Raw genomic sequence first — 26893 nt, forward strand, 5'->3', positions numbered from 1 at the left:
GGATAGGCGATTCTAGCGCCCCCGCGCTGCGGCCAACAGCCACCGCCGCGCTACAATGCCGCATGGCAGACATCAAATACCTGGCGGGCTACCCGCCGCACCTCATCGAACAAGTCGCCGGCCTGCTGCAGGCCGGCAAGCTGGGCGCCTGGGTGGCCAACCGCTACCCCGGCAGCCACGACATCCAGACCGACCGCGCGCTGTACGACTATGTATCCGAGCTAAAGCAGCGCTATATGAAAAACGCTGGCGCACTGGCCAAGGTGGTGTACGACAACAGCCTGCACCCCATGCGCGGCACGCTGGGCACCAACGCTTTTGTGTCGCGGGTGCAGGGCGGCAAGCTCAAGAGCAAAAATGAAATCCGCATCGGCAGCCTGTTCCGCGACGCACCGGAAGCCTTCCTGCGCATGATCGTGGTACACGAGCTGGCCCACCTGAAGGTAAAAGACCACGACAAGGCGTTTTACCAGCTGTGCTGCCACATGGAGCCGCACTACCACCAGCTGGAATTCGACATGCGGCTATGGCTGCTGGCGCGCGAGGCGGAGGCGTAGCCGTTTGGTCGTGTGGTAGCCCGGATAAGCTGCAGGCGCATCCGGGATTGAATCCGCTACGCGGATAATGATTGAAGATGCCGGTTCCGCCCGGCAAACGGGAAAGGGGGCGGGTCGCCGCCCCCTTTTCTATCGCTGAGCGAATCAAAGATTCGCACGCAGACCCCGCGCCCCGGGGCTGCTCGAAACCCCGCGCAAAAGGGCACGCCCCAGGCGCCGCCGAACTCGCATCGCTGAGCAAATCAAAGATTTGCACGCAGATCGCTAACGGCTCGGGACTCAGACAAATCGGCGTCTTGCGCGTGCGAATCTTCGATTCGCTCAGCACAACCCTGGGGCGCACCCTTTTGCCCGGCTCGCGCCAACGGGATGGGGTGCCTGACTAACATCTTGGCAGTTGGCCCATTGGTTATCGCCACGGGATTTTTTGCTAGTTGTCTGGTCAAGTTGGCCGCTGCATGCAGGTATCTGGTGGCTCATTTCTCCCGGATGTGCCTGCGGCTTATCCGGGTTGTGGCCTAGAATTCGACATGCGCCTATTGCTGCTGGCGCACGAGGCGGAGGGGTTGTAGCGTGCCCACCGTTTTGCTGATTCATGTTTTTGACATGTTATTGGGCGAGACGTAAGCTTCTTTGGCATTCATTTATCGCAACACGCCATGTACAGGCGTACAGGGCAGTACTTCCATATTTTACCCATTTAGCCTATGAGGTTCGCCATGAAGTTTCCGCTATTGTCTGCTCTGCTTGCTGTTGCCATATTGTCTGGCTGCGCCAGCTACCGTACCGACTCCAATGTAAACCTTGGCACGCCTGCAAAAGAGGTTGCTGGCAAAGAGGTACAGATCATGCAAGGCGTCCCTGATAAGCCTTACCAGGTGGTAGGCCCGGTTCAGGTGAGTGTGAAGAAACTGACCGTTTTCCACAAAGATCCGACCATAGAGCAGGCCAACCAAGCGTTGAAGGATGCGGCAAAGGCGATGGGTGTCGATGCCGTGATCAAAGTGGTATACGAAAGCGGTATCGGTTTTACCACCTGGGGCTATATGGATGCCAAGGGTGAGGGCATCCGTTTTACGCCGTAAATCTACGCCGAGAGGCGTGCCTGGCATGGATGTTGTGATTTCACCGATGTGCTTGATACACGCACTCCATATACCGTAGCGCAGTCCGTGGCCCGCTCGTGCACCTCGTACGCCGTTGCCTAACCGCCAGCGTCATCGCCAAAACAAAAAACGCCCCGTCTCGACGGGGCGTTTTGCTGTGGCAGGGCCGGGTTGGCCGCAGGCTTACAGGCCGGCGTTGGCGCGGCGGTAGCGGCGGATCAGCGCTTTGGTGGAGCTGTCGTGCGGGGCGTCGTCCAGCTTGCCGGCCAGCTCGGCGTGGATGGTTTTGGCCAGCTGTTTGCCCAGCTCTACGCCCCACTGGTCGAAGCTGTTGATGCCCCAGATCACGCCTTGCACGAAGATCTTGTGTTCGTACAGCGCAATCAGGCTGCCCAGGTTGCGCGGGTCGAGGCGGTCCATCAGCAGGGTGTTGGTGGGGCGGTTGCCGCCAAATACCTTGTGCGGCACCAGCGTTTCCAGCGCGTCGCCTTTCAGGCCCTGTGCGGCCAACTCTTCGCGTACTTCTTCGGCGGTTTTGCCGCGCATGAAGGCTTCGGCCTGGGCAAATACGTTGGCCAGCAGGATTTCGTGGTGGCCCGGCAGGCTGGAGCTGTTTTGCAGCGAGCAGATCAGGTCGATAGGCGAGATGTGGGTGCCCTGGTGCAGCAGCTGGAAGAAGGCGTGCTGGCCGTTGATGCCGGTTTCGCCCCAGATGATGGGCGCGGTTTCAAAGTCTACCGGGCTGCCGTCCAGACAGGTTTGCTTGCCGTTGGATTCCATGTCCAGCTGCTGGATGAAGGCGGGCAGGCGGTGCAGGTACTGGTCGTACGGGGCGATAACATGGCTGCCGCCGCCGTAGTAGTTGATGTACCAGATGCCGATCATGGCCAGCAGCACGGGCATGTTTTGCTCGAACGAGGCGTTGGCAAAGTGCTGGTCCATGATGTGGGCGCCGTTGAGCAGCTCGGTGAAGTTTTCTTCGCCCAGGTACAGCATGATGGGCAGGCCGATGGCCGACCACAGGCTGTAGCGGCCGCCTACCCAGTCCCAGAATTCAAACATATTGGCCGGGTCGATGCCGAATTCGGCCACGGCTTTTTTATTGGTGGATACCGCTACAAAGTGCTTGGCCACGGCTTTTTCGTCGCGTGCGCGCGCCACGAACCATTCGCGGGCGGTGAGGGCGTTGGTCAGCGTTTCCTGGGTGGTAAAGGTTTTGGATTCCACGATGAACAGGGTGGTTTCCGGGTGCACCTTTTTCAGGGTTTCCTTGAGCTGTGCGCCGTCCACATTGGACACAAAGTGCATGTTCATGCGCGGGTGGCCAAACGGTTTCAGCGCGCTGCACACCATCAGCGGGCCCAGGTCGCTGCCGCCGATGCCGATGCTGACCACGTCGGTAATGGGCTGGTGGGTGTAGCCCAGCCATTCGCCGCTGCGGATGGCGTGGCAGAACTTGCCCATGCGCGCCAGTACCGAGTTCACCTTGGGCATCACGTCTTCGCCGTCTACCAGGATGGGCGAGTTGGTGCGGTTGCGCAGCGCCACGTGCAGCACGGCACGGTTTTCGGTGCTGTTGATCTTTTCGCCCTTGAACATGGCTTTGAGCTTGGCGGGCAGGCCGGCTTCGCGCGCCAGCTGCATCAGGCCGCGCAGGGTGTCGTCGGTAATGCGGTTTTTGGAGTAATCAAGAAACAGGCCGCCCACTTCCAGCGCGTAGCGCTCGGCACGCTGCGGGTCGGTGTCAAACAGGTCACGCATATGGTGATGCTTGGCGTCGGCAAAGTGGTCCCACAGGGCTTGCCAGGCGGGGAGCTGGGTGAGGGCGCTCATGTTTTCTCCAGTTTTTGTGTGTCTGCGGCCAACGTGGGGCGCAGTTTATTCGTCGTCGTTGTCGTTGCGCAGCCGTTTTTGCCTCAGGCTGCGTTTGGCTTTTTCCAGCTGGGCGGCCAGGCCGGGGCCACGCTTCAGGGCCACGCCCACGGTGAGGATGTCGATCAGCACCAGGTGCAGGATGCGGCTCAGCATGGGGCTGTAGGTTTCGTTGTCTTCTGGCGAGTCGACTTCCAGCGTCACGGTGGCGCGTTCGGCCAGCGGGGTGCCGGGCACGGTAATGGCAATGACCTTGGCACCGCTTTCCAGCGCGGCGTTCACCGCGTCCATCAGCTCGCGCGAGCGGCCGGAGCTGGAGATGGCCACCAGTACGTCCTCCGGTGTCAGCAGGGTGGCGGCCATGATCTGGATGTGGCTATCGGCGTAGGCCACGGTGGGGATGCCGAAGCGGAAGAACTTGTGCTGGGCGTCGGCGGCGATAATGCCGGAGTTGCCCAGGCCGTAAAACTCGATGCGGCGGGCGTGCGACAGCAGGTCTACCGCGGCGTCTACCGCCTGCGGGTTCACGTCGTTACGGCATTTCAGCAGTGCGGTAACGGTGTTATCGAACACCTTGGCGGTGATTTCCGATACCGGGTCTTCCGGGCGCACGCTGGAGTGCACAAAGGGCACGCCGCCCACCAGGGTGCCGGCCAGCTTGAGCTTGAAGTCGGACAGGCCGGAAAACCCCATGCTGCGACAGAAGCGGATCACTGTGGGCTGGCTGACGCCGGCACTGGCGGCAATATCGGATACCGCCGACTGCATCACGGTGTAGGGCTGTGCCAGCACTTGCTCGGCTACCCGGCGCTCTGCGCCGGACAGTTTATCCAGGTCGCTGCGGATTTTCTCAAGCATCGTGCTCTCCCAGGTGGCTGCGCAGCGCGGCGCGCACGCCGGTTAGCGCGGGGTAGGGGCTGTGGATCACGTACACCGGCATGGCGCCGGTGTAGGCGGCAAAGCGGCCGGTGGCCTCGAAGCGGGCGCGGAAGGCCGAGCGGGTAAAGAACTCGCCCAGGCGCGGCACCACGCCGCCGCCGATGTACACACCGCCCACGGCGCCCAGTGTCAGTGCCAGGTTGGCCGCAGCGCTGCCCAGCATGGCGCAGAACAACTCCAGCACGCGTACGCAGCGCGCATCGCGGCCGGACAGGCCGCGCTCACTGATTTGTGCGGCCGACAGCTGGCCGGCGGCTTCGCCGGCTTGCACGCTCAGCGCGTCGTGGATCAGCTCCAGGCCGGGGCCGGATAGCAGGCGCTCGGCCGAGACATGCTCGCCAAAACGGGTTTGGGCGTAGCGCAGCAGCGCGGCTTCGTCGTCGTTCAGCGGCGAAAACGCCACGTGGCCGCCTTCGCCGGCAATAGCGACCCAGTCCTTACCCGCTGGCAGCAGGCCGGATACGCCCAGGCCGGTACCGGCGCCGATCAGCGCCTTGGCGCCGGGTTTGGCGTCGCCGCCGCCTACCTGTACCAGCTCGCTGGCGGGCAGGTGCGGCAGCGATAGCGCCAGCGCGGTGAAATCGTTGAGCACCAGCAGGGTGTGGAAGCCCAGCGCCTGGCGCGTTTCTTCGATAGAGAACGACCAGTGGTGGTTGGTCATCTGCACACGGTCGCCGTTTACCGGGTTGGCAATGCCGATGGCGGCATGGTGTACGGCGTGGGTATGGGCGCCTTCCAGATAGCTGCGGATGGCGTCGGCCAGCGTGGCGTACTCTTTGCACGGCAGCACATCGATGTCTTCAATCACACCCGGGCCGGTTTCCAGCGCAAAGCGTGCATTGGTGCCGCCGATGTCGGCCAGCAGGCGCGGATAGGGGTTAGGCTGCCCAGTAGACATGAAGCGGTTTCTCCGAAGGCTGCAGCAGATAGCTGATGGGGTAGGTATCGTTTACGCCTTGTGCGGCGGTGTCCAGTACGGTGCGCTTGCCGGCACCGGCAATGGCCAGGTACAGCTTGCCGCTACGGCGCAGCTCGGCCAGCGTCATGCTGATGCGGGTGTGCGGCGCGGCGGGCGGCACCACGGTGAGCAGGGCGTGCGGGTTGGCCGCATCCAGCCCGTCGGCCAGCTGTGCGGCAGCGGGGAACAGCGAGGCGGTGTGGCCGTCGTCGCCCATGCCCAGCACTACGACGTCTGGCGTTTGCCACAGCGTGTGTGCGGTGGCCAGCTCTTGCTCGGGGTTGGCCGCAGTATTCACCAGCGGCAGGAAGGCGGCGGCGGCTGCTGCGCCTTGCAGCAGGTGCTGGCGTACCAGGCCGGCGTTGCTATCGGCGTGCTCGGGTGGGACCACGCGTTCGTCTACCAGGGTCACGGTAACGCGGCCCCAGTCCAGCTGCGCTTGCGCCAGCGCCTGGAAAAACGGCACCGGCGAGCGCCCGCCGGAGACCGCCAGCGTGGCACGGCCACGGGCGGTGATGGCGGCGGCCAGGTCGCTGGCTACCGCGTGCGCCAAGGCCGCGCTGGCGTCGGCGGCCTTGGTAAATTCATTCAGATGCATCTCTGTATCGTCCATGCAGGTGTCGTCTTGTGGCGACGTGGCCCGGTGGCCCGGGCTCGTTTGTTTAGCTATTGCTGCCGCGCACCCGGGTGGGGCGCGGCGGCTAGCCAGGGGCCGGCTTGGTAGCCGGCCTGGCGCTTAACACTCTTCGTGCCAGCTGATGCCGTCACGGCTGAGCAGGGCACTGGATGCGGCAGGGCCCCAGGTGCCGGCGGTGTACTGCTTGGGGGCGATGGTGCTGCGCGCCCAGTTGTCCATGATGGGTTCTACCCAGCGCCAGGCTTCTACCAGCTCGTCGCGGCGCATGAACAGCGCCAGCTTGCCGCGGATCACGTCCAGCAGCAGGCGCTCGTAGGCGTCGGCACGGCGGGCTTTGAACGATTCGTGGAAGTCCAGGTTCAGGTGTACCGGCTGCAGGCGCTGGGTGTCGCCCGGCTCCTTGGACAGGAAGTACAGGCGGATGCTTTCTTCCGGCTGCAGGCGGATCACCAGGCGGTTGGCGGTGTTCTGGCCGGTAGGGCTGGCAAACAGGTGGTGCGGCACATCGCGGAAATTGATCACGATTTCGGCCAGGCGTTCCTGCATGCGCTTGCCGGTGCGCAGGAAGAAGGGCACGCCTGCCCAGCGCCAGTTGTCGATTTCGGCCTTGATCGCCACAAAGGTTTCGGTCTGGCTGCCAGCGGGGATGCCTTGCTCTTGCAGGTAGCCCACCACCGGCTGGCCGGCTACGGCACCGGCTTTATACTGGCCGCGCACGGTTTTACCTGCCACGTCTTGCTCGCTGAACGGGCGCAGCGCTTTCAGCACTTTCAGTTTTTCGTCACGCACGGCGTCGGCGCCCAGGTTGGCCGGCGGCTCCATGGCCACGATACACAGCAGCTGCAGCAGGTGGTTTTGCACCATGTCGCGCAGCGCGCCGGTATCGTCGTAAAAATCGCCACGGGTGCCCACGCCCAGGTCTTCGGCAATGGTGATCTGTACGTCGTGAATCCACTCGCGGCGCCACAGCGGCTCGAACAGCGCATTGGCAAAGCGGATGGCCAGCAGGTTTTGTACCGATTCTTTACCCAGGTAGTGGTCGATACGGTACAGCTGTTCTTCCTTGAAGTGGCGGGCGACCGCTTCGTTGATTTCGTTGGACGATTCCAGGTCGTGGCCCAGCGGTTTTTCCAGTACCACGCGCACCTGGTCGTGGTTCAGGCCCACGGCGGCCAGGTTGTCGCAAATGCCTTCAAACAGGTCGGGCGCGGTGGCCAGGTAGCACACGGTCACGCGGTCGCCACCGGCTTTCAGTGCCTCGGCCAGTGCCGGGTAGTGCTCGGGCGTGGCGGCGTCTACTTTCAGGTACTGCACGCGGGCCAGGAAGCTATCCCAGGCGGCGGTGGAGAAGTGCTCTTTCACGTGTACGCGCGCGTTCTTTTCTACCATGGCCAGGTAGTCGTCGCGGCTCATGTCGCGGCGGCCCAGTGCCAGAATGCGGCCTGCTTCGTGCAGCAGGTCGGCGGCGTGCGCCTGGTAAAGCGACGGCAGCAGCTTGCGCATGACCAAATCGCCGGTACCCCCGAACAGCACCATATCGAATGCCGGGGTGTGCAGGTTTGCGTTCTCCATCCTGATTATTCTCGCCCAAGGTTGTGATGTAGTTATATTACCAAACATGGCCCGCTTGTCTATGCCGATTGTACAAGGCGGCTGCCGCGTGTTTTTGTTGTTGTTAGCGGCCAACACTGCATTAAGTATATGAAGTTAAATGATTAAGTAGTGGTTTTGCTAAAATAAACCTGCTTTTTGTGCTGTAGCGCCTTGCAAACAGACTGTAGTAAAACTACCATTCAAGCACCTTCATCAGGGCCGATACCAATGAGTCTGCACCCCGTTCTGCACGCTGTAACCCAGCGCATCATCGAACGCAGCCGCGATACCCGCGCTGCCTACCTGGCTACGGCCCGCGCGGCGATGCGCCAAGGCAAGGTCGAGCGTTCCCAGCTGTCCTGTACCAACCTGGCACACGCCTTTGCGGCCATGCCGGACGGCATCAAGATTCATCTGAAAGAAGCGGCCCGCCCCAACCTGGCCATTGTGTCGGCGTATAACGACATGCTGTCGGCGCACCAGCCGCTGGACACCTTCCCGGCCATCATCAAGGCCGAGGCGCTGAAAGTGGGCGCTACCGCCCAGTTTGCCGGCGGCGTACCCGCCATGTGCGATGGCGTGACACAGGGCTTCGAGGGCATGGAGCTGAGTTTGTTCTCGCGCGATGTGATCGCCATGAGCACCGCCATCGCGCTAAGCCACCAGATGTTCGACGCCGCGCTGTACCTGGGCGTGTGCGACAAAATCGTGCCGGGCCTGCTGATCGGCGCGCTGGCCTTTGGCCACCTGCCGGCGGTGTTTGTACCGGCCGGCCCGATGACCACCGGCATCGCCAACGACGACAAAGCCAAAGTGCGCCAGCTGTACGCCGAGGGCAAGGTTGGCCGCGACGCCCTGCTGGAATCCGAAATGGCGTCCTACCACGGCCCGGGCACCTGCACCTTCTACGGCACCGCCAACAGCAACCAGATGCTGATGGAGGTGATGGGCCTGCACCTGCCGGGTGCCGCCTTCGTCAACCCGAATACCCCGCTGCGCGACGCCCTGACGCGCCGTGCCGCCCGCGTGGCCGCCGAGATCTCTGCCCAGGGCAGCCGCTTCACCCCGATTTGCGAGGTGATCGACGAGAAAGCCATCGTCAACGGCATCGTCGGCCTGCTGGCCACCGGTGGCTCCACCAACCACACCCTGCACATCAATGCCATCGCCCGTGCCGCCGGCATCAACGTGAACTGGGACGATTTCGACGAGCTGTCCAGCGTGGTGCCGCTGATCGTGCGCGCCTACCCGAACGGCAAGGCCGACGTGAACCACTTCCACGCCGCTGGCGGCATGGGTTATGTGATTCGCGAGCTGCTGGACGCCGGCCTGCTGCACGACGACGTGACCACCATCATGGGCCATGGCCTGCGCGCCCACAGCCAGGAAGCCTGGCTGCAAGACGGCGAGGCAGCGTTCCGCGCCGCGCCAGCGGTATCGGGTGACGACAGCGTACTGCGCCCTGCGGCCAACCCGTTCTCGGCCGATGGCGGCCTGAAAGTGCTGACCGGCAATATCGGCCGCGCCGTGATCAAGGTATCGGCGGTGAAAGCCGAGCACCGCGTGGTGGAAGCGCCGGCTGTGGTGTTCCACGACCAGAACGAGCTGCTGGCGGCGTTCAAGCGCGGCGAACTGGAAAAAGACTTTGTGGCGGTGATCCGCTTCCAGGGCCCGCGCGCCAACGGCATGCCGGAGCTGCATAAGCTGACGCCGCCGCTGGGCGTGCTGCAGGAACGCGGCTTCAAGGTGGCACTGGTCACCGACGGCCGTATGTCCGGCGCGTCCGGCAAGGTGCCCGCTGCGATTCACGTGTCGCCCGAAGCCCTGCTGGGTGGCGACATCGGCAAGGTACGCAACGGCGACCTGGTGCGCCTGGATGCCAACACCGGCGAGCTGACCATCCTGGTAGACGCTGCCGAGTGGGCTGCGCGCGAGCACGTGCAGGCGGACCTGAGCGCCAACCAGCACGGCGTGGGCCGCGACCTGTTTGCCGGCTTCCGCCAGCTGGCCACCGCTGCCGAAGACGGCGCGATGAGCTTTGCCCACCCGCTGTGGGCTGGCCGCTAAGCGCCTGAGCCCCTGCCGTGCGGCAGTGGGCTATAAAAACTGCATCGATCATTTACCGGGTTGGCCGCGGCCAACCCCAGCAAAGGACACACCATGGACGCACTGTCTCTGCTTCGCCAAGGCCCGGTGGTACCGGTTATCGTGGTTAATGACGCCGCCGTGGCGGTAGACCTGGCGCATGCGCTGGTCGCCGGCGGCATCCGCACGCTGGAAATCACCCTGCGCACCAAGGCTGCGCTGGCCGCCATGCGCCGCATTCGCGACGAAGTACCCGACGCGCTGGTCGGTGCCGGCACTGTGCGCACCCGCGCCCACCTGGAAGCCGCGCTGGACGCTGGTGCGCAGTTCGGCATCAGCCCGGGCCTCACCGCCGAGCTGGCCGCTGCCGCCCGTGCCTCCGGCGTGCCGTTCATCCCCGGTATTGCCACCCCGTCCGAAGCCATGCACGCGCAGGACGAGGGCTTCCATATCCTGAAACTGTTCCCGGCCGAGGCGGTAGGCGGCATCAAGCTGCTGAAGTCGCTGGCCGGCCCGCTGCCGGAACTGCGTTTCTGCCCCACCGGCGGCATTGATGTGAACAGCGCGCCCAACTACCTGGCCCTGCCTAACGTGCTGGCCGTGGGCGGCAGCTGGCTGACCCCGGACGACGCCATTGCGGCGCAAGACTGGGACCGTATCACTGCACTGGCCCGTGCGGCCAGCGCACTGGCGGTACGCTAGGCATAGCCAGGCGGTGCTGCACTGTGGCCGGAGCCGCCTTCGGGCGGCCTGTGGCGGCCATCGTGCGGGGCACATCGCCTGCCTGTGTACGCTTGCCCCGTGATCCCTGTTGGCTGTAGCGATATGGCCGGCAGGCTTTGAAGTTCGTTTTGTTGCATTCTCTTCTGGCTCTGCCGACTCTCCCCGGCAGAGCCTTTTTTTATCTGTTTGACGTAAGGCGGTATTGCAACATCGGCAGAGCAGCTAACATGCAGCATTATCTTTCCTGTGTGGCAAGGACTGGGCATGACGATCTTGGTTACCGGCGGCGCCGGCTTTATTGGTGGCAACTTTGTGCTGGACTGGTTGGCCGCACACGATGAAACCGTGGTGAACCTGGACAAGCTGACCTACGCCGGCAACCTGCAAACCCTGGCCAGCCTGCGCGATAACCCGCGCCATGTGTTTGTGCAGGGCGATATCGGCGACCGCGAGCTGGTGGCCAACTTGCTGGTGCAGTACCAGCCGCGTGCGGTGCTGAACTTTGCCGCCGAAAGCCATGTGGACCGCTCCATTCATGGTCCGGGCGACTTCATCCACACCAATGTGCTGGGTACTTTTAACCTGCTGGAGTCGGTACGGGCTTATTGGACTGCGCTGCCCGCCGAAGAGCAGCAAGCGTTCCGCTTTCTGCACGTGTCCACCGACGAGGTATACGGCACGCTCTCGCCAGCAGACCCGCCGTTTGCCGAAGACAATCGTTACGAGCCCAACAGCCCGTACTCGGCCAGCAAGGCCGCTAGCGACCACCTGGTACGTGCCTGGCACCATACCTATGGTCTGCCGGTCCTCACCACCAACTGCAGCAATAACTACGGGCCTTATCATTTCCCCGAGAAGCTGATTCCGCTAGTCATCCTCAATGCGCTGGCTGGCAAGCCGCTGCCTATTTATGGTGATGGCCAGCAGGTACGCGACTGGCTGTACGTGAAAGACCACTGCAGTGCTATCCGTCGTGTGTTGGAGGCTGGCCAGCTGGGTGAAACCTATAACGTGGGCGGCTGGAACGAAAAAGCCAATCTGGACGTGGTGCGCAGCATCTGTGCGCTACTGGATGAGCTACGCCCGCGCGCCGACGGCCAGCCCTACGCCAGCCAGATCACCTACGTACAAGACCGCCCTGGCCACGATCGCCGCTACGCTATCGACGCCCGCAAGCTGCAGCGCGAGCTGGGCTGGAAGCCAGCCGAGACCTTCGACAGCGGCATCCGCAAGACGGTGCAATGGTATCTGGACAACCAGGCCTGGGTGGCTGGCGTGACCAGCGGCAGCTACCGCGACTGGCTGAGCCAGCAGTACGGGGCGTGACCATGGCCATGCGCATCCTGATTACCGGTAGCAGCGGCCAGGTCGGCTTCGAGCTGCAGCGCGCACTGGCGCTGCACGGCGAGCTGATCTGCCCGCAGCGGAAAGATTTCGACCTGTCGCAGCCTGCCAGCCTGCAGGCGGCGCTGGACGCCTGGCAGCCACACATTATCGTGAACCCGGCGGCCTACACCGCGGTGGACAAAGCCGAGGACGAACCGGCGCTGGCGCAGGCCATTAATGCTGATGCGGTGGCGGCATTGGCGCAATGGGCGGCGGTGCACAATGCGCTATTGCTGCATTACTCTACCGACTACGTGTTTGACGGTAACAAAGCGGGCGCCTGGTGCGAAGACGATGCGGCCAACCCGCAGTCGGTGTACGGGCGCAGCAAATGGCTGGGTGAAGAGGCCATACGCGCCAGCGGCTGCCGCCACTTTATCCTGCGCACCTCGTGGGTGGCGGGCGTGTACGGCCAGAACTTCCTGAAAACCATGCTGCGCCTGGCCGCCAGCCGCGACAGCCTGTCGGTGGTGGCCGACCAGTTCGGCGCGCCGACCCCAGCCAGCCTGCTGGCCGACGTGGCCGCCAACCTGGTACAGCGTGCACAAGCCCGGGTGGAGCAGCCTTACGGTACCTACCACGTGGCAGCACAGGGCCGCACCAGCTGGCACCATTACGCCAGCTACGTGATCACCCTGGCGCGCGAGGCCGGCTGGCCGCTGCAGCTGGCCGCCGCGCCGCAAGCCATCCCTAGCAGCGCCTACCCGCAGAAAGCCAGCCGCCCGGCCAACTCGCAGCTGGACTGCAGCAAGCTGATGCAGACCTTCGACCTGCAATTGCCGCACTGGCAGCAGGCGGTAAAACAGATATTCGATACGCTGGACAACCTCAAATGAGCACACAAGCACGCAAGGGCATCATTCTGGCCGGCGGCTCCGGCACCCGGCTGTATCCGGCGACACTGGCAGTCAGCAAGCAGCTGCTGCCCATCTACGACAAGCCGATGATCTACTACCCGCTCAGCACCCTGATGCTGGCGGGTATTCGCGAGATCCTGATTATTTCCACCCCGCAGGACACGCCGCGCTTCCAGCAGCTGCTGGGCGATGGCAGCCAGTGGGGCATTCAGCTGGCGTACACAGTACAGCCTAGCCCCGATGGCCTGGCTCAGGCCTTTATTCTGGGTGAAGCCTTCCTGGACGGCGCCCCGTCGGCACTGGTGCTGGGCGACAATATTTTCTACGGCAATGATTTTCCGCGCTTGCTCAAAGCCGCCAGTGCCAAACCGGACGGCGCCACGGTGTTTGCCTACCATGTCAACGACCCGGAGCGTTACGGTGTGGTGGCGTTCGATGAGGCGGGCCACGCTGTTAGCATCGAGGAAAAACCGGTAAAACCGCAGTCAAACTACGCGGTAACCGGCCTGTATTTCTACGATGAGCAGGTGGTCGATATTGCCAAGTCCATCCAGCCCTCGCCACGTGGCGAGCTGGAAATCACCGATGTGAACGCTGCGTATCTGCAGCAAGGCACGCTGGATGTGCAGACCATGGGCCGGGGCTACGCCTGGCTGGATACCGGCACCCACGAGTCTTTGCTGGAAGCCAGCCAGTTTATTGCCACCGTAGAAAACCGGCAGGGGCTGAAAGTGGCGTGCCTGGAAGAAATTGCCTATACCCTGGGCTGGATCACGGCCGAACAGGTAGAAAAACTGGCCGCACCGCTGAAGAAAAATGCCTACGGCCAGTACCTGCTGCGTATGCTGACATCGCTTAATCGTTTATAACGCTTCCCCTGGCTGGCCACGTGGTTGGCCGCAGATCGATGCCAAAACACCATGAACATCATCAATACTGCCATTCCCGACGTCAAAATCATCGAGCCCAAGGTCTTCGGTGACGAGCGCGGGTACTTCTACGAAAGCTACAGCCAGCGCCAGTTTGACGAGGCGGTGGGGCGCCATGTCGAGTTTGTGCAGGACAACCACAGCCGCTCGGTACGCGGCGTGTTGCGCGGCCTGCACTACCAGCTGCCGCCGTTTGCCCAGGCCAAGCTGGTGCGCTGTACGGTGGGGCAGGTGTTCGATGTGGTGGTGGATATCCGCCGTCGCTCGCCTACCTTCGGGCAATGGGTAGGCCAGGTATTGTCTGCCGAAAATAAACGCCAGCTGTGGATACCCGAAGGCTTCGCGCATGGCTTTGTTACCCTTAGCGAGCACGCTGAGTTCCTGTACAAAACCACCGGCTACTACGCGCCCGCACACGACCGCGGCGTGTTGTGGAACGATCCGGCCATTGCCATTGCCTGGCCGGATTGTGGCCCGCTGCAGCTGTCCGGCAAAGACCAGGTGCAGCCCCTGCTGGCGGCGGCCGAGCTGTTCGACTAAGCGGCGCTAGCGCAAACCCTCCTCCTGGCGGCCATTTGGCGCTATCGTTACGCCCTGCTCTGGTTTTGCAAGGATTCTCCATGAAGCTTTTGATTGCCGAAGACGACGCCGTGCTGGCCGATGCGCTGCTGACCCGGCTGGACCGGCTGGGCTTTGCCACTACCCACGCCGCTGATGGCCTGCTGGCGCAGCAGCTATTGCTGGCCGAGGCATTTGATGCCGTGATTCTGGATATCGGCCTGCCAGGGCTGGATGGCCTGCAGGTATTGCGCAATGTGCGCGTGCACAAGCCCGCGCTGCCGATTCTGATCCTTACCGCGCTGGACAGCATGGAAGACCGCGTGGCCGGGCTGGACGCCGGCGCCGACGACTACCTGGTGAAGCCATTCGAGTTTCCCGAACTGGAAGCGCGCATCCGCGCCCTGCTGCGCCGCCACCGTGTGGCCGAGGCGGTGCGTGACGAGCTGCACTTTGCCAGCCTGCGGCTGGACCGCGCCGGCCAGCGCGTCTGGGCTGGCGAGCAGGCGCTGGACTTGTCCGCGCGCGAGCTGCAGCTGATGGATATCCTGATGGCTAACGGCGAACGTGTAGTGACCAAAGAGCAGATTGCTGGCGAGTTGGCCGCAGATGGCGAAGAAGTAGGCGTTAACGCTGTAGAAGTGTACGTGCACCGCCTGCGCAAAAAGCTGGATGGCAGCGGGGTGGGTATTCGGGCCGTGCGTGGCCTGGGCTATCTGCTGGCGGCCACCGACGACGCCTGAGCCCGGCTGCGGCCAACCCTGGAGCTGCCATGTCCCGCCCCCGCGAGCTTTCCCTGCGCCGCCAGCTGCTGATGTGGCTGCTGCTGCCGCAGCTGATTTTATGGCTGTCTGCCGCCTTTCTCGCCTACAACATGGCACTGGTGTACACCAACGAAGTCATCGACCGCACGCTGGCCAAATCCAGCAGCGCGCTGGCGCGCCAGGTCAAACCCTTCGGCAACGGTTTTTACGTCGACTTTCCCAGCGCCGCGCGCGACATCCTGCAGCAAGACCCGGACGACCGCGTGCACTATATGGTGAGCTCGCCGCCCGAGGCATTCCTGTTGGGCGAGCCAGCCATGCCACGCCCGCCGGCCGGTATTGCCGCCAAAGCGGGGGACAGCTTTTTCTATAATGCCCGCATGAAGGGCATGGAAGTGCGCGTCGCCGCCCAGTACCTGCTGGCCGGTACCGAAGCGCGGCCACAGCTGATGCTGGTGCAGGTAGCCAAAAGCCGTGCGCTCAGTACCGAGCTGGCCCGCAAGATCCTGTTCGACATGGGCCTGCCGCTGTTGGGCCTGATGCTGCTGACCAGCGTGCTGGTATGGGGCGGCATTAGCCGGGGCCTGTCACCGCTGCGCAGCCTGCGCCGCCGCGTGGAGGACTGCAGCGCCCGCGACCTGGCCCCCATCGAGGTAGAAAACGCCCCCAACGAAGTACGCTCGCTGACCGCCGCCATCAACAGCCTGCTGGACGAGGTGCATGGCCAGGTGGCGCAGCAGCGGCGCTTTATTGCCGATGCCGCCCACCAGCTGCGTACCCCGCTGGCGGGGCTGAAGTCGCAAACCGAGCTGGTGCGTGCCGAGCTGCGCGAAGCCCAGCCCGACCTGCCGCTGCTGGGGCGGCAGCTGGTACAGGTAGAAACCAGCGTGGCGCGCGCCATCCGGCTGGTGAACCAGCTGCTGGCGCTGGCTCGTGCCGAGCCCGAAACCGGCCTGACCCTGCAAGCGCTGGATTTTGCTGCACTGGTGCGTGAAGTCACCACCGAAGCCGTGCCCCGCGCGTTGAGCGCCCGTATCGACCTGGGGCTGGAGGCCGAGGCCGGCAGCATGACGATACGCGGCCACGCCGGCCTGCTGCGCGAGCTGCTGGCCAACCTGCTGGACAACGCCATCCAGTACACCCCGGCTGGGGGCGAGGTCACCGTGCTGCTGCAGCGCGGTGGCCACAGTGTGTACCTGGCGGTGCAGGATAACGGCCCCGGCATCCCGCTGGCCGAGCGCGAGCGCGTGTTCGAGCGCTTTTATCGCGGCAGTGCCGAGGGCAAGGGCAAAGGCTGTGGCCTGGGCCTGGCCATCGTGCAGGAAATCGCCCGCCGCCACGGCAGCCAGCTGCTGCTGGCCGATACCCCCGGTGGCGGGCTAAGTGCCAGCCTGCAGCTGGCGCTATTGCCGGCCTAGCAGCGGCCCTCCGTCGTGGTATCTGCACCAGCGTCGTGTAGTTGACACACTAGATTCCCCGCTATGGTGCGCTGCAATACGTGCGTCATCCCCCGTATCTGCTTGATTTGCCTGAATGTCATGCTGCCCTGCGTGCCGGCCTGGTGCAAAACTTACACTGTACGCACTCAAAACTTACACAATTCTTACGGCTTGCGGCTATAGTTCAGCCAACTGCCAAGGCGCTGGGGAGAACAGTGTCTGCGGTTAAGCCAATAATCCGCCGCCAGGCCTGGCCGGCAAGGCGGAAACACGCATCACAATCATGGAGATGAACATGAAGCTGAAAAGCCTGACCATGGCCGTAATGGCCGCTACCCTGTTGCCTGCTGCCGCGTTTGCCGGTGACGTGGAAGTGCTGCACTGGTGGACTTCCGGTGGCGAAGCCAAATCGGCCGCCGAGCTGAAAAAAATGATGACCGCCAAAGGTCACGCCTGGAAAGATTTCGCGGTAGCCGGCGGCGGTGGCGACAATGCCATGACCGCGCTGAAAACCCGTGTGGTATCCGGCAACCCGCCGACAGCTGCCCAGATCAAGGGCCCGGCTATCCAGGAATGGGGTGCCGAGGGCGTGCTGGCTGATATCGATGCCGTGGCCAAAGCCGGCAACTGGGACAAGCAGCTGCCCGTGGTAGTGAGCAATGTGATGAAGTACAAAGGCAAATACGTTGCCGCCCCGGTAAACGTACACCGCGTGAACTGGCTGTGGGTGAACCCGGAAGCCTTCAAGAAAGCCGGCGCTACCGTACCGAAAACCTGGCCGGAATTCTTTGCGGCTGCCGACAAGCTGCAAAAAGCCGGTATCCAGCCGGTAGCCCATGGCGGCCAACCTTGGCAGGATGCCACCCTGTTTGAATCGGTAGCCCTGGGTGTGGGCGGCGCCGATTACTACCAGAAGGCTTTTGTGAAGCTGGACAAAGCCACCCTGGCTGGCCCGACCACCGTGAAGGTGTTCGAGACCATGGCCAAGATCAAGACCTACATCGATAAAGGCGCCGCAGGCCGCGACTGGAACCTGGCTACCGCCATGGTGATCAACGGCAAGGCCGGCATGCAGTTCATGGGCGACTGGGCCAAAGGCGAATTCACTGCCGCTGGCAAGGTACCGGGTAAAGACTTTATCTGTACCGATGCACCAGGCACCCAGAACGCCTTTACCTTCAACATCGACTCCATGGCCATGTTCCAGCAGAAATCCCCTGCTGCGGTAAAAGCCCAGGCTGACCTGGCTGCCACCATCATGAGCCCGTCGTTCCAGGAAGTATTCAACCTGAACAAAGGCTCCATCCCGGCACGCCTGGATACCCCGATGGCCAAGTTTGACGCCTGCGCCAAGAAATCCAGCTTCGATATGAACGCTGCGGCCAAGAGCAACAAGCTGGTGCCAAGCTTTGCGCACAAAATGGCCATGCCTTCCGCTACCGAAGGTGCCATGGTGGACGTGATCTCGCAGTTCATGAACTCCAATATGACCCCGGCACAAGCGACCGAGCGTCTGGCCAAAGCCGGCGCCGTACGCTAAGCACCCCGGCCCTGCTGCCTGGCAGCAGGGCCGTTGCCTGATGTTGCGCACAGGCCGGTAGCCCGGCCTGTTTCTGCCCCCGTACCCGTTTTGCCACCATGCTGCACCCTGCGGCAGGGTAGCTTGCGGCCAACTGCCGGGCAGGGCGCGTGTTTACCGACCGAGACAGCAAGGAACACACATGTCTGCCTCCCTCTCTCAAGGCCGCCTCAGCGCGCTGGCCGACCGCTGGCTACCCAAGCTGGTACTGTCGCCCACGCTGGCCGCCAGCCTGATCTTCGTCTACGGCTTTATTGCCTGGACGGGGTGGCTATCTTTTACCGAATCCCGCCTGATGCCGCGTTACGACTGGGCAGGCTTTATGCAGTACCAGGCGCTGTTTGATAACGAGCGCTGGTGGACCGCTGCGGCCAACCTGGGCATTTTTGGCAGCCTGTTCATTCTGTTCTGCCTGCTGGTAGGCCTGCTGATGGCCGTGCTGCTAGACCAGAAAATCCGTGCCGAAGGCGCCCTGCGCACCATTTACCTGTATCCGATGGCGCTGTCCTTCGTGGTGACCGGTACCGCGTGGAAATGGATGCTGAACCCGGACATGGGCCTGCAAAAGGTGATGAACGACCTGGGTTTTGCCAACTTTACCTTCGACTGGCTGGTGAACCCCGACATGTCCATCTACACCGTGGTGATTGCCGGTGTATGGCAAAGCTCGGGCTTTGTGATGGCGCTGTTCCTGGCCGGCCTGCGCGGCATTGACGACTCCATCATCAAAGCCGCCCAGGTAGACGGTGCCAGCCTGCCTACCATCTACCGCCGCATCCTGATCCCCAGCCTGCGCCCGGTGTTCTTCAGCGTGCTGCTGATCCTGTCGCACATTGCCATCAAGAGCTTCGACCTGGTGATGGCGCTAACCGGTGGCGGCCCGGGTACCTCGTCCGACGTACCCGCCATCTTCATGTACCAGTTTGCCTTCACCCGTGGCCAGCTGGGCCAGGGCGCCGCGTCGGCCATGATGATGCTGTTCACCATCGTCGCCGTCCTCGTCCCGCTGATGTATATGGAAACAAGGAGTGCCAAACGTGTTTAATTCTGCAAAAAACACGGCTGTGCAGCCCGATAGCGGCGTTGCGCGCTGCTCGGGGTCCCGCCGTACTCCATGTACTGTCTCGACCCCTGCGCTGCGGGCGCCTGGCTCTCGAACCGCACAGGCCGGTTTTGTCCTGTTACCCAACCTTACCGTTGGCCGCGCGCTGGTGTACGCCGCGCTGCTCCTGATGGCCATTTACTACCTGCTGCCGCTGTACGTGATGCTGACCACCTCGTTCAAGAGCCTGGACGATATCCGCGCCGGTAACATGCTGTCGCTGCCGCAAGCCTGGCAGGGCGGGGCGTGGGTGAAAGCCTGGGCCGGGGCCTGCACCGGGGTGGAATGCAACGGCATGCAGGGCTTCTTCTGGAACTCCATCAAGATGACGCTGCCGGCCGTGGCGATCTCCACCATCCTGGGGGCGGTCAACGGCTATGTGGTGTCGATGTGGCGCTTCCGTGGCTCCGACGCGCTGTTCACCATGCTGCTGGTTGGCTGCTTCATCCCCTTCCAGGTGGTGCTGCTGCCCATGGCACAGGTACTGGGCATGCTGGGTATTGCCAACACCACCGCCGGCCTGGTGCTGGTACACGTGGTGTACGGCACCGCGTTTACCACGCTGTTCTTCCGTAACTTTTACATCACCGTACCGGACGAGCTGGTGAAAGCCGCCCGTATCGACGGCGCCGGCTTCTGGACGATTTTCCTGCGCATCCTGCTGCCGATCTCCGGCCCGATTTTCGTGGTGTGCATCATCTGGCAGTTCACCCAGATCTGGAACGACTTCCTGTTCGGCGTGGTATTCGCCAGTGGCGAAGCCCAGCCCATTACCGTGGCGCTGAACAATCTGGTGAACACCTCTACCGGGGTGAAGGAATACAACGTGGACATGGCCGCAGCCATTATTGCTGCGCTGCCGACTCTGTTTGTTTACATGGTTGCTGGCCGCTATTTCGTGCGTGGCCTGACAGCCGGTGCCGTGAAAGGTTAATGCGATGGCCGCTCTTTCCATCAACAATGTGTACAAGACTTACGCCAACGGCACCGACGTGCTCAAGGGCATTGATATCGCCATCGAAGATGGCCAGTTCCTGATTCTGGTCGGCCCATCCGGCTGCGGTAAATCCACCCTGCTGAACATGATTGCCGGCCTGGATGACATCAGCAGTGGCGATATCGACATCGGCGGCAAACGCGTCAACGACCTGTCGCCCAAAGACCGCGACATCGCCATGGTGTTCCAGAGCTACGCGCTGTACCCGTCGATGACCGTGCGCCAGAACATCAGCTTTGGCCTGGAAATCCGCAAGGTGGCGCAGGCCGAGATCGACGCCACGGTAAACCGTGTGGCCGAGATGCTGCAGATCACCCACCTGCTGGACCGCAAGCCTGGCCAGATGTCCGGCGGCCAGCGCCAGCGTGTGGCCATGGGCCGCGCCCTGGCCCGTAACCCATCCATCTTCCTGTTCGACGAGCCGCTGTCCAACCTGGACGCCAAGCTGCGCGTCGAGATGCGGACCGAAATCAAGCTGATGCACCAGCGCCTGAAATCCACCATCGTGTACGTGACCCACGACCAGATCGAGGCCATGACGCTGGGCGACAAGATCGCCGTGATGAAAGACGGCATCGTGCAGCAGTTCGGCAGCCCGCAGGACATCTACGACAACCCGGCCAACCTGTTTGTGGCCAGCTTCATCGGCTCGCCGTCGATGAACTTCATTCCGGCCACCGTCATCCAGACCGGCAGCGACATCGGCGTGAAAATCTGCGACGACAACGGCTGCGTGGTGCTGCCGCTGCCGCACGACAAGACCAAGCTGGCGCAGTTTGTCGGCCAGGAAGTGATCTTCGGCATCCGCCCGGAGCAAATCACCGACGCCCGCACCGCGCACCGCGAAGGCCTGCCGGTCATGAGCTGCCACATCGACGTGATCGAGCCCACCGGCCCGGACACCCTGGTGTTCGTGTCGCTGAACAACACCAAAGTGTGCTGCCGTACCCACCCCACCGAGGCCAAGCGCCCGGGGCAGAGCATGGAGCTGGTGTTCGACGTGTCCAAGGCGGTGCTGTTCGACCCCAAAACCGAAGCGCGGATCGTGTAATGACCACGCTGGGCACGCAAAGGTTGGCCGCACAGGGGCCGCTGCTGTCACCGGTAGCGGCTGGCGTGTGGCGCCTGAACCAATGGGGCTTTGATGACGCCGCGCTGGCCGCCTGGGTAGAACACGCCCTGGCGCTGGGCATCACCACCTTCGACCACGCCGACCTGTACGGTGGCTTCACCTGCGAAGCGCTGTTCGGCCGCTGGCTGAAGGCCAACCCCGCGCGCCGCGATGAACTGCAGCTGGTGAGCAAGTGCGGCATCAAGCCGCCCATCGCCGAGCGCGGCTGGCAAGTAAAGCACTACGACACCTCGGCGGCGCACCTCATCGCCAGTGTCGAGGCCTCGCTGCGCCACCTGGGTACCGACTACCTCGATCTGCTGCTGATCCACCGCCCCGACCCGCTGCTGGCCGCCGACGAGGTGGCCGACACCTTTCAGCGCCTGCAGCAGGCCGGCAAGGTGCGCCACTTTGGCGTGTCCAATTTCACGCCGTCGCAATACGCGCTGCTGGCCAGCCGTGTGCCGCTGGTGACCAACCAGGTAGAAGCCTCGCTGCTGCACCTGGCCCCGCTGTTCGACGGCACCTTCGACCAGTGCCAGCAGCTGCGCGTACGCCCCATGCTGTGGTCGCCGCTGGCCGGTGGCCGCGTGCTGGACGCTGCGGCCAACCCTGCGCTACACGCTGCCTTGCAGCAGGTCGCCGCCGAGCTGGGCAGCAGTCCGGCGGTGGTGGCGCTGGCCTGGCTGCTGCAGCACCCGTGCAAGCCGCTGCCCATCATCGGCTCGCGCCGCCTGGCCTCGCTGGACGACGCGGCCGCGGCCTGCCGCCTGCCGCTGGGCCGCCAGCACTGGTTTGCGCTGCTGCAAGCCGCGCGTGGCCACGAGGTGGCCTGAGTTTCTCTGTTGTACCGTGATGTTGATAGTTGTGTTGTACGTTGCTTGCGCGGCCTTCGGGCCGCTTTTTTTTTGTGCCACGTTTGACCGTATCGCCCGGGTACGTCTATGCACTTGTTTTGGCGAGCGGCAGCTGCGAATTTTCTGCGGAAATGACCAGATTTTTCGTAAAAATATGCAAAAAACAGACGTGAAACGACCATTTCTTCGCAATAAGTAGCGATTGGGCCGGTGCTAAGCTTTCGACAGTTCTTCCGCTGCGAGGCGCACCATGCTCTACGATATCAGCCCTTCCTTGACCACCGGCATGCCGGTCTGGCCTGGCGATACACCACTCCAGTTTCATCCGCACTGGGTACTGGAAGGCGACTGCCCGGTCAATGTGGCTCGCTTGACCCTGTCACCGCATAGCGGTGCGCACGCTGATGCGCCCTACCATTACCTGGCCAACGGTATGCCTATCGGCGCGGTAGCGCTGCTGCCCTATCTGGGCGTGTGTCGCGTGGTGCACTGCCTGGCACACGGGCCGCAGATAAGCCTGGCGGTGCTGCAGGCCGGGCTAGCTGACACCGGGCCACTGCCGCCGCGCATCCTGCTACGCACGTATGAGCGGTTTCCGCATGAGCGCTGGGATGCGGATTTTCCCGGTATCGACCCGGCCGCTATCGACTGGCTAGCGAGCCAGGGCGTGCTGCTGATTGGCGTGGATACCGCCTCGCTTGACCCTTCCCATAGCAAAAGCCTGGCGGCACACCACGCGGTAGCGCGCCACGGTATGGCCATTCTGGAAAACCTGGTGCTGGACACGGTCGCGCCGGGCGATTACGAACTGATTGCCTTGCCGCTGAAGCTGATGCACAGCGATGCCAGCCCGGTGCGCGCCATTTTGCGCGACCTGCCTGTTTGTGCGTCCAACGATATGTGTTCACCGGCCTAGTCAGCACCTGGGTGCCGGAACCGCGCTACCCGTCCGGGTGGTATTCCCTTGAGCCACGCAACGATGCCTGAGTAGACAGGCCGGGCTCTGTCACGCATGGAGAGTATTGGAGTACAACATGAGCAGAAGTTTTCAGAAAATCAAAGACCGCGAACAGGGCTTGCAACGCCGCCTGACCGCGGGGCAAATGAGCATGATCGCCATTGGCGGCGCTATCGGCACCGGCTTGTTTCTGGGTAGCAAGTTTGCTATCGGCTTTGCCGGCCCCAGTGTGCTGCTTAGCTACGCCATTGGCGGGTTGATTACCCTGCTGTTGATGGGGTGTCTGGCAGAAATGACCGTAGCGCACGCCACGTCGGGCTCGTTTGGTGCCTATGCCGAACACTATATCAGCCCGTTGGCGGGCTTCCTGGTGCGCTATGCCTACTGGTCTGCGATTGTGCTGGCCGTGGGTACCGAGGTTACCGCTATCGCCGACTACATGGCGTACTGGTTTCCCGGGGTGCCATCGTGGTGGTGGATATCGTTGTTTTCCGGGGTGTTGATCCTGGTAAATGCCAGTAGCGTCAAAGCGTTTGGCGCGGTTGAGTACGGCTTTTCCAGTATCAAGATCGCCGCCATTCTGGGCTTCATCTTGCTGGGTAGCGTAGTGGTGTGGGGCACTAACCGCCCCGAATTCGGCGTGCACCTGTATACCGCAGGCAGTGGCTTTTTACCGCATGGCTGGTGGGGCATGTGGCTAGCCGTGATCATTTCTATCTTCAGTTACCTGAGTGTAGAAATGATTGCGGTAGCAGCAGGTGAGGCAGAAGACCCGGAGCGGGCGGTAAAGCAGGCCTTTCGCGCCACCATTGTCCGTTTGCTGGTGTTTTATCTACTATCGCTGGCGTTGATCCTGGCCATTGTGCCGTGGGAGCGCGTGGGCGAGGGTAGCAGCCCGTTTGTGACGGTGATGCAGGTGCTGGGCATACCTTACGCGGCAGATATTCTGAACTTTGTCGTGATCGTAGCGGCGTTGTCCGCCATGAATAGCCAGCTTTACATTACCACTCGCATGATGTTCAGCCTGGCCAGGGGGGGTGATGCACCGAAAGCGCTAGGCCGGGTCAACAGCCAGGGGGTACCGCTGAACGCGCTGATGCTGTCGTCCATTGGTATTGCCGTGGCCACGCTACTGTACGTGCTCTACCCGCAGGATGCCTTCATCCTGATGATTTCGCTGTCGATGTTTGGCGCCATGTTCACGTGGATGATGATTTTCCTCACGCACCTGTTTTTCCGCCGTCAATACGAAGCCGCCGGCAACTCGCCGCTGGCTTTCCGCATGAAGCTGTACCCGTTTACCAGCCTGCTGGGACTAGGGCTGATGCTGGCCACCATGGTGACGACGCTGTTTACCGACGAATTCAACATGACCTTGAAGTTCGGTCTGCCTTTTCTGGTGGTATTGATGTGCCTATACAGATTCGTACGCAAGCCGCATGCGTCCTACGACGATGCGATGTAACGCAATACAAGATTTTGTGTCGTAAGCCTTGCCCCGCGAAAGCGGGGTTTTTTTCATGTTAGCGGCGCCAAGCCTGTCGCGGCACGATGCCAAGCCGCCACCCGGGCGGCTTTGTGTTTGCCTGCTGCCGCAACAGGCTGGACAGCCACCATGCCAGCCGCTTACGATGGCCTATCCCCTGAGTCGGGGGAGCGTCGCTCGGACGGTTCCGGGCGCTTACGTTGAAAGGTTTCCCATGTCGTCTACCGGCAAGCGCCGCTTTGCGCGCATCGATCGTCTCCCCCCTTACGTTTTCAACATCACCGCCGAACGCAAAATGGCCGCCCGCCGCCGTGGCGACGATATCGTCGACATGAGCATGGGCAACCCGGACGGGGCCACGCCGCCGCATATTGTGGCCAAACTCACCGAAGCCGCGCAGCGGCCCGACACCCACGGCTACTCGGCGTCCAAGGGCATACCGCGCCTGCGCCGCGCCATTGCACGCTGGTACCAGCAGCGCTACGCGGTGGATATCGACCCGGACAGCGAAGCCATCGTCACCATCGGCTCCAAAGAAGGCCTGGCGCATCTGATGCTGGCCACGCTGGACCGTGGCGACACCGTGCTGGTGCCGGACCCGAGCTACCCCATCCATATCTATGGTGCGGTGATTGCCGGTGCCGATATCCGCAGCGTGCCGATGGCACCGGACGTGGACTTCTTTGCCGAGCTGGAAAAAACCATCCGTGGCAGCTACCCCAAGCCCAAGATGATCGTGATCGGCTTCCCGTCCAACCCCACCGCGCAGTGCGTGGAGCTGGACTTCTTCGAGCGCGTCATCGCGCTGGCCAAGAAGCACGACATCTTCGTGGTGCACGACCTGGCCTACGCCGACATCGTGTTCGACGGCTGGAAAGCGCCATCCATCATGCAGGTGCCGAGGGCCAAGGACATTGCGGTGGAGTTCTTTACCCTGTCCAAAAGCTACAATATGGCCGGCTGGCGCATCGGCTTCATGGTGGGTAACCCCGACCTGGTAGCCGCGCTGGCGCGCATCAAGAGCTACCACGACTACGGCACTTTCACCCCGCTGCAGATTGCCGCCATCGCCGCGCTGGAAGGCGACCAGCAGTGCGTGCGCGACATCGCCGCCACCTACCAGAAGCGCCGCGACGTGCTGTACAAAGGGCTGATGGAGGCTGGCTGGCAGGTAGACCTGCCCAAGGCGTCGATGTACATCTGGGCGCGCATCCCCGAGCACTACCGCGCGCTGGGCTCGCTGGCGTTTGCCAACCTGCTGCTGGACAAGGCCAAGGTATCGGTGTCGCCCGGTGTGGGCTTTGGTGATTACGGCGACGAGTACGTGCGCTTTGCGCTGATCGAAAACGACAGCCGCATCCGCCAGGCCATCCGCGGCATCAAGACCATGTTCCGTGCCGACGGCCTGCTGCCGCCGGCTTGAGCTGGCGCCGCAGGGTGATGGCTGGGTAGGTGCAGCCAGTAAAACGCCAGCCCTGCGGGGTAATACCAGTCAGTTAACGCTGACTGGTATTTTTTTTGGCTAGGGGTTGTTTGCTAGTGTGTCCGCTATGCGGACGAGATTTACATGCCGGTTCCGCCCGTGACCGAGCGAGGCAAGCGCAGCGTCGCGAGGGAATAGGACGGGAAAGGGGGCGGGTTGCCGCCCCCTTTTATATCGCTGAGCAAATCAAAGATTTGCACGCAGACCCCGCAACCCGGGGCTGCTCGAAACCCCGGCCAAAATGGCACGCCCAGGCGCCGCCGAACTCGCCGCGTGCTAACGTCACGCGGCTCAAACAAATCGGCGTCTTGCGCGTGCGAATCTTCGATTCGCTCAGCACAACCCTGGGGCGCACCATTTTGACCGGCTCGCGCCAACGGGATGGGCCGCTGCACTCACGTCCTCCCACTTGATGGCCAAAGACATTCGCCTAACTGACTGGCATTAGCCTTTCTATGCGGCGTTGTCATGTGCGGCCAACGTTGGCCGCGAGCCTAGTCCTGGCGGTCGGCCGGGTGGTTGATGCCATCGAACACCGGGATGTCGCCCAGCAGGTAGGGGTTCACCCCGTCCAGGCAGCCGACGTTGTAGCCGTATTCGTCCGGGTGCGAGCGACGCTGGTGGTGGGTATAGATACCGCACACCGAGCAGAAGTAGTGTTTGGCAGTGTGGGTGTTGAACTGGTACAGCCGCAGCAAGTCGGCGCCCTGCACGATGCGGATGCCGTCCAATTTTACCGAGGCCACGATGGCGCCCTTGCGGCGGCAGATCGAGCAGTCGCAGCGGCGCGGTCGGTCGATGCCGTTGGGCAGCGTCAGCGCCAGTACTACACCGCCGCAGTGGCAGCGTGCGGTGTGTACCGGCTGGATCAGGGTATCGCCTACTTGCTTGATCATGCGGTTTGCTCCTGTTGCTAA

24 protein-coding genes are annotated in these 26893 nt (G+C 62.8%); 18 read left to right on the forward strand and 6 right to left on the reverse strand.

Features of this window, described 5'->3' with window-relative positions:
- Positions 1 to 62: 62 nt before the first annotated feature.
- The gene (locus FLQ44_RS14930; protein WP_147695039.1) at positions 63 to 557 is read left to right on the forward strand and encodes a YgjP-like metallopeptidase domain-containing protein; all 495 of its coding nucleotides are present in this window, start codon (positions 63 to 65) and stop codon (positions 555 to 557) included.
- 719 nt (positions 558 to 1276) lie between these two features.
- Positions 1277 to 1642, forward strand: a complete 366-nt coding sequence (locus FLQ44_RS14935; protein ID WP_147695040.1) for a hypothetical protein — start codon at positions 1277 to 1279, stop codon at positions 1640 to 1642.
- 204 nt (positions 1643 to 1846) lie between these two features.
- On the opposite strand, the gene pgi is transcribed toward FLQ44_RS14935, so the two are convergent.
- The 5 genes from pgi to zwf form a co-directional block, all read right to left on the reverse strand.
- Positions 1847 to 3496: a glucose-6-phosphate isomerase gene (pgi, locus tag FLQ44_RS14940; RefSeq protein ID WP_147695041.1), complete on the reverse strand. Its 1650-nt coding sequence runs from the start codon at positions 3494 to 3496 to the stop codon at positions 1847 to 1849.
- A gap of 45 nt (positions 3497 to 3541) precedes the next feature.
- On the reverse strand, positions 3542 to 4393 hold the full coding sequence (gene hexR, locus FLQ44_RS14945; protein WP_147695042.1) for a transcriptional regulator HexR: 852 nt from the start codon (positions 4391 to 4393) through the stop codon (positions 3542 to 3544).
- Positions 4386 to 5372: a glucokinase gene (locus tag FLQ44_RS14950; protein WP_147695043.1), complete on the reverse strand. Its 987-nt coding sequence runs from the start codon at positions 5370 to 5372 to the stop codon at positions 4386 to 4388. The genes hexR and FLQ44_RS14950 overlap by 8 nt, the downstream gene beginning before the upstream one ends.
- A complete protein-coding gene (gene pgl / locus FLQ44_RS14955) occupies positions 5353 to 6030 on the reverse strand; it encodes a 6-phosphogluconolactonase (RefSeq protein ID WP_147695258.1) in 678 nt (225 codons plus the stop codon). The genes FLQ44_RS14950 and pgl overlap by 20 nt, the downstream gene beginning before the upstream one ends.
- A 138-nt stretch (positions 6031 to 6168) precedes the next feature.
- The gene (zwf, locus tag FLQ44_RS14960) at positions 6169 to 7641 is read right to left on the reverse strand and encodes a glucose-6-phosphate dehydrogenase (RefSeq protein WP_147695044.1); all 1473 of its coding nucleotides are present in this window, start codon (positions 7639 to 7641) and stop codon (positions 6169 to 6171) included.
- A gap of 249 nt (positions 7642 to 7890) precedes the next feature.
- On the opposite strand from zwf, the gene edd reads away from it, so the two are divergent.
- The 16 genes from edd to alaC all read left to right on the forward strand — a co-directional run bounded on the left by edd (position 7891) and on the right by alaC (position 25916).
- On the forward strand, positions 7891 to 9729 hold the full coding sequence (gene edd, locus FLQ44_RS14965; RefSeq protein ID WP_147695045.1) for a phosphogluconate dehydratase: 1839 nt from the start codon (positions 7891 to 7893) through the stop codon (positions 9727 to 9729).
- A 93-nt stretch (positions 9730 to 9822) separates the two neighbouring features.
- The gene (gene eda / locus FLQ44_RS14970) at positions 9823 to 10449 is read left to right on the forward strand and encodes a bifunctional 4-hydroxy-2-oxoglutarate aldolase/2-dehydro-3-deoxy-phosphogluconate aldolase (RefSeq protein ID WP_147695046.1); all 627 of its coding nucleotides are present in this window, start codon (positions 9823 to 9825) and stop codon (positions 10447 to 10449) included.
- A gap of 285 nt (positions 10450 to 10734) precedes the next feature.
- Positions 10735 to 11796, forward strand: coding sequence for a dTDP-glucose 4,6-dehydratase (gene rfbB / locus FLQ44_RS14975; protein WP_147695047.1), 1062 nt, complete (start codon positions 10735 to 10737; stop codon positions 11794 to 11796).
- A 2-nt stretch (positions 11797 to 11798) separates the two neighbouring features.
- On the forward strand, positions 11799 to 12692 hold the full coding sequence (gene rfbD, locus FLQ44_RS14980) for a dTDP-4-dehydrorhamnose reductase (protein ID WP_147695259.1): 894 nt from the start codon (positions 11799 to 11801) through the stop codon (positions 12690 to 12692).
- Positions 12689 to 13582 carry a glucose-1-phosphate thymidylyltransferase RfbA gene (gene rfbA / locus FLQ44_RS14985; RefSeq protein ID WP_147695048.1) on the forward strand — a complete coding sequence of 298 codons (894 nt, stop codon included), beginning with the start codon at positions 12689 to 12691 and terminating at the stop codon, positions 13580 to 13582. Before rfbD ends, rfbA begins: the two co-directional genes overlap by 4 nt.
- Before the next feature lie 51 nt (positions 13583 to 13633).
- Positions 13634 to 14182, forward strand: coding sequence for a dTDP-4-dehydrorhamnose 3,5-epimerase (gene rfbC / locus FLQ44_RS14990; protein WP_147695049.1), 549 nt, complete (start codon positions 13634 to 13636; stop codon positions 14180 to 14182).
- 80 nt (positions 14183 to 14262) lie between these two features.
- Positions 14263 to 14943 carry a response regulator transcription factor gene (locus tag FLQ44_RS14995; protein WP_147695050.1) on the forward strand — a complete coding sequence of 227 codons (681 nt, stop codon included), beginning with the start codon at positions 14263 to 14265 and terminating at the stop codon, positions 14941 to 14943.
- 29 nt (positions 14944 to 14972) lie between these two features.
- Entirely contained in the window at positions 14973 to 16382 is a 1410-nt protein-coding gene (locus tag FLQ44_RS15000) for a sensor histidine kinase (protein ID WP_147695051.1), read from the forward strand.
- A 316-nt stretch (positions 16383 to 16698) separates the two neighbouring features.
- On the forward strand, positions 16699 to 17943 hold the full coding sequence (locus FLQ44_RS15005) for an ABC transporter substrate-binding protein (protein ID WP_147695052.1): 1245 nt from the start codon (positions 16699 to 16701) through the stop codon (positions 17941 to 17943).
- Between the two features lie 181 nt (positions 17944 to 18124).
- Positions 18125 to 19027: a carbohydrate ABC transporter permease gene (locus FLQ44_RS15010; protein ID WP_147695053.1), complete on the forward strand. Its 903-nt coding sequence runs from the start codon at positions 18125 to 18127 to the stop codon at positions 19025 to 19027.
- Entirely contained in the window at positions 19020 to 20018 is a 999-nt protein-coding gene (locus FLQ44_RS15015; protein ID WP_240801297.1) for a carbohydrate ABC transporter permease, read from the forward strand. Before FLQ44_RS15010 ends, FLQ44_RS15015 begins: the two co-directional genes overlap by 8 nt.
- A gap of 4 nt (positions 20019 to 20022) precedes the next feature.
- A complete protein-coding gene (locus FLQ44_RS15020) occupies positions 20023 to 21132 on the forward strand; it encodes an ABC transporter ATP-binding protein (RefSeq protein WP_147695054.1) in 1110 nt (369 codons plus the stop codon).
- The gene (locus FLQ44_RS15025) at positions 21132 to 22028 is read left to right on the forward strand and encodes an aldo/keto reductase (RefSeq protein ID WP_147695055.1); all 897 of its coding nucleotides are present in this window, start codon (positions 21132 to 21134) and stop codon (positions 22026 to 22028) included. The genes FLQ44_RS15020 and FLQ44_RS15025 overlap by 1 nt, the downstream gene beginning before the upstream one ends.
- Before the next feature lie 271 nt (positions 22029 to 22299).
- The gene (kynB, locus tag FLQ44_RS15030) at positions 22300 to 22965 is read left to right on the forward strand and encodes an arylformamidase (protein ID WP_147695056.1); all 666 of its coding nucleotides are present in this window, start codon (positions 22300 to 22302) and stop codon (positions 22963 to 22965) included.
- Positions 22966 to 23083: 118 nt separating this feature from the next.
- On the forward strand, positions 23084 to 24472 hold the full coding sequence (locus FLQ44_RS15035; protein ID WP_147695057.1) for an amino acid permease: 1389 nt from the start codon (positions 23084 to 23086) through the stop codon (positions 24470 to 24472).
- A gap of 235 nt (positions 24473 to 24707) precedes the next feature.
- Positions 24708 to 25916 carry an alanine transaminase gene (gene alaC, locus FLQ44_RS15040; protein ID WP_147695058.1) on the forward strand — a complete coding sequence of 403 codons (1209 nt, stop codon included), beginning with the start codon at positions 24708 to 24710 and terminating at the stop codon, positions 25914 to 25916.
- A gap of 554 nt (positions 25917 to 26470) precedes the next feature.
- Here alaC and FLQ44_RS15045 read toward each other — a convergent pair.
- Entirely contained in the window at positions 26471 to 26872 is a 402-nt protein-coding gene (locus FLQ44_RS15045) for a GFA family protein (RefSeq protein WP_147695059.1), read from the reverse strand.
- Positions 26873 to 26893: the final 21 nt, after the last annotated feature.

The organism is Vogesella mureinivorans (assembly GCF_007644035.1).
GTDB lineage: Bacteria > Pseudomonadota > Gammaproteobacteria > Burkholderiales > Chromobacteriaceae > Vogesella > Vogesella mureinivorans.

Excerpts from the sequence above, each read along its gene's own strand:
- hexR (WP_147695042.1), bottom strand. The coding sequence starts at position 4,393 with ATGCTTGAGAAAATCCGCAGCGACCTGGATAAACTGTCCGGCGCAGAG.
- FLQ44_RS14930 (WP_147695039.1), top strand. The coding sequence starts at position 63 with ATGGCAGACATCAAATACCTGGCGGGCTACCCGCCGCACCTCATCGAA.
- zwf (WP_147695044.1), bottom strand. The coding sequence starts at position 7,641 with ATGGAGAACGCAAACCTGCACACCCCGGCATTCGATATGGTGCTGTTC.
- rfbA (WP_147695048.1), top strand. The coding sequence starts at position 12,689 with ATGAGCACACAAGCACGCAAGGGCATCATTCTGGCCGGCGGCTCCGGC.
- rfbC (WP_147695049.1), top strand. The coding sequence starts at position 13,634 with ATGAACATCATCAATACTGCCATTCCCGACGTCAAAATCATCGAGCCC.
- alaC (WP_147695058.1), top strand. The coding sequence starts at position 24,708 with ATGTCGTCTACCGGCAAGCGCCGCTTTGCGCGCATCGATCGTCTCCCC.
- rfbD (WP_147695259.1), top strand. The coding sequence starts at position 11,799 with ATGGCCATGCGCATCCTGATTACCGGTAGCAGCGGCCAGGTCGGCTTC.
- FLQ44_RS14935 (WP_147695040.1), top strand. The coding sequence starts at position 1,277 with ATGAAGTTTCCGCTATTGTCTGCTCTGCTTGCTGTTGCCATATTGTCT.
- kynB (WP_147695056.1), top strand. The coding sequence starts at position 22,300 with ATGCTCTACGATATCAGCCCTTCCTTGACCACCGGCATGCCGGTCTGG.
- FLQ44_RS15010 (WP_147695053.1), top strand. The coding sequence starts at position 18,125 with ATGTCTGCCTCCCTCTCTCAAGGCCGCCTCAGCGCGCTGGCCGACCGC.
- FLQ44_RS15025 (WP_147695055.1), top strand. The coding sequence starts at position 21,132 with ATGACCACGCTGGGCACGCAAAGGTTGGCCGCACAGGGGCCGCTGCTG.
- edd (WP_147695045.1), top strand. The coding sequence starts at position 7,891 with ATGAGTCTGCACCCCGTTCTGCACGCTGTAACCCAGCGCATCATCGAA.
- pgl (WP_147695258.1), bottom strand. The coding sequence starts at position 6,030 with ATGCATCTGAATGAATTTACCAAGGCCGCCGACGCCAGCGCGGCCTTG.
- FLQ44_RS15035 (WP_147695057.1), top strand. The coding sequence starts at position 23,084 with ATGAGCAGAAGTTTTCAGAAAATCAAAGACCGCGAACAGGGCTTGCAA.
- rfbB (WP_147695047.1), top strand. The coding sequence starts at position 10,735 with ATGACGATCTTGGTTACCGGCGGCGCCGGCTTTATTGGTGGCAACTTT.
- FLQ44_RS15020 (WP_147695054.1), top strand. The coding sequence starts at position 20,023 with ATGGCCGCTCTTTCCATCAACAATGTGTACAAGACTTACGCCAACGGC.
- pgi (WP_147695041.1), bottom strand. The coding sequence starts at position 3,496 with ATGAGCGCCCTCACCCAGCTCCCCGCCTGGCAAGCCCTGTGGGACCAC.
- FLQ44_RS14950 (WP_147695043.1), bottom strand. The coding sequence starts at position 5,372 with ATGTCTACTGGGCAGCCTAACCCCTATCCGCGCCTGCTGGCCGACATC.
- FLQ44_RS15000 (WP_147695051.1), top strand. The coding sequence starts at position 14,973 with ATGTCCCGCCCCCGCGAGCTTTCCCTGCGCCGCCAGCTGCTGATGTGG.
- FLQ44_RS15005 (WP_147695052.1), top strand. The coding sequence starts at position 16,699 with ATGAAGCTGAAAAGCCTGACCATGGCCGTAATGGCCGCTACCCTGTTG.
- FLQ44_RS14995 (WP_147695050.1), top strand. The coding sequence starts at position 14,263 with ATGAAGCTTTTGATTGCCGAAGACGACGCCGTGCTGGCCGATGCGCTG.
- eda (WP_147695046.1), top strand. The coding sequence starts at position 9,823 with ATGGACGCACTGTCTCTGCTTCGCCAAGGCCCGGTGGTACCGGTTATC.
- FLQ44_RS15045 (WP_147695059.1), bottom strand. The coding sequence starts at position 26,872 with ATGATCAAGCAAGTAGGCGATACCCTGATCCAGCCGGTACACACCGCA.